At 37.9% G+C, this 1431-nt stretch carries 1 protein-coding gene; it reads right to left on the bottom strand.

All coding sequences use genetic code 11. The features are described from left to right. Positions 1-36: 36 nt before the first annotated feature. Positions 37-1407, bottom strand: a complete 1371-nt coding sequence (locus ACFX4L_RS25340) for an IS1182 family transposase (RefSeq protein ID WP_377406671.1) — start codon at positions 1405-1407, stop codon at positions 37-39. Between the last annotated feature and the right edge of the window lie 24 nt (positions 1408-1431).

The following is a 1431-nucleotide window of genomic DNA, read 5'->3' as shown; positions in this document are numbered from 1 at the left end:
CTTGTTTATTTATTATTTTTCTTCCTTTTTTTGTAGCTAGTTCATTACTTTTATCATTCGTTTTAAGTTTAATGCCAACGCCGAAAAGAGGCATTGTTCATGGATTTTTTGAATGCCCCTCTTATATGTCTTATATAAATTGTGCTTTATTTTCATGGTGCCAAATGAGCCTTCACACCAGATTCTTCTTAGTTTTTGAACCAGTTTGTAACCACTTGTTTTTGTCCTTTTCATGTTTTCTTCTAATAGTTCATGGGCGATAGGGCGTGATATGGTTCTTTTGGTCGCTGTTTTCCCGAAGCATTCCACTCTGAAAGGACAGACTTTACAGTCTTTGGTTTTTGCCGAATAGGTCTTGTAATTTGTTTCGCCACTTCTCATTAAATGTGTAAAGGCTAGTTCCTTCTTATTTTGACAGAGGTATATATCCTTTTCGCTATTATAAGTGAACTCCCGATGCGAGGTTGTCTTAAACGCCGAATCATACTGAATGGGACTGATATACCCCGTTATGCCTAATGTTTTTAATCCATGGTGAATAGGAGTTGTATCGTATCCACGATCCGCCCCTACATTCTTAATATTTAAATGAAACTTCTCTTTTATCACTTTCAAGCGTTCTACGTAAGGTTCGCAGTCATTTACATTTCCTGCACTCGGATGAATATCTATTATGATTCCGTTTTGGGTATCAATGCTGGCATGAGCCAAATAGTGGGGACCTGATGGTTTCCCGGGTCGATTTAATAATCCTGAATCAGGATCGGTTTTAGAGACGGACACTATTTTTGTAGTAGATTCTTTCGATTTTCTCCCAGCCTTTTTTCGACCAGCGTTTTCTCTTTTCTCCTGCAGTTCTTTTTCAAGCTTCTTTGCCTCCTCTTCAAGAGTATTTAAATACTGGGAAGGAGTCTTCTCAACCTCAACCTTTTTCACCTGATCCTTAGAAGCACTGGCTTTTATATGGGTAGAATCTGTCACAATAGTTTCCCCTGTGACCAACCCTTTTTCAATGCATAGTGAAACAATGTGATCGAAGATTTCTTGGAATACGGCACTGTCTTTAAACCGTCTTCGACGATTTTGACTAAAAGTAGAGTGGTCAGGAATTCGATCAGATAGATCAAGTCCTAAAAACCATCTATAAGCAAGATTTACATGAACCTCCTGTTCAAGTTCGCGTTCTGAGTCAATATTAAAAAGATAGCCGATAAGCAACATCTTGAAAAGGAGGACGGGATCCAAAGACTTCCGGCCCAGTTTCGAATAAAAACTTTCCATTTTAACGTATATAAAAGAGAAGTCAATTCTCTCCAATATTAAGCGGAGAATATGATTAGCAGGAACAAAATCGTTCAAATCAATAAACTCCATTTTGCTTTGGTACTCATCATTGCGTCCCATCATAGAAATCCCTCCAATAAAAAACCT

Origin of the sequence: Peribacillus sp. YIM B13482 (genome assembly GCF_042787975.1) — a bacterium.
In the GTDB taxonomy this organism is placed as follows: Bacteria; Bacillota; Bacilli; order Bacillales; family DSM-1321; genus Peribacillus; species Peribacillus simplex_A.
This window is presented reverse-complemented; position numbering and strand designations above follow the sequence as displayed.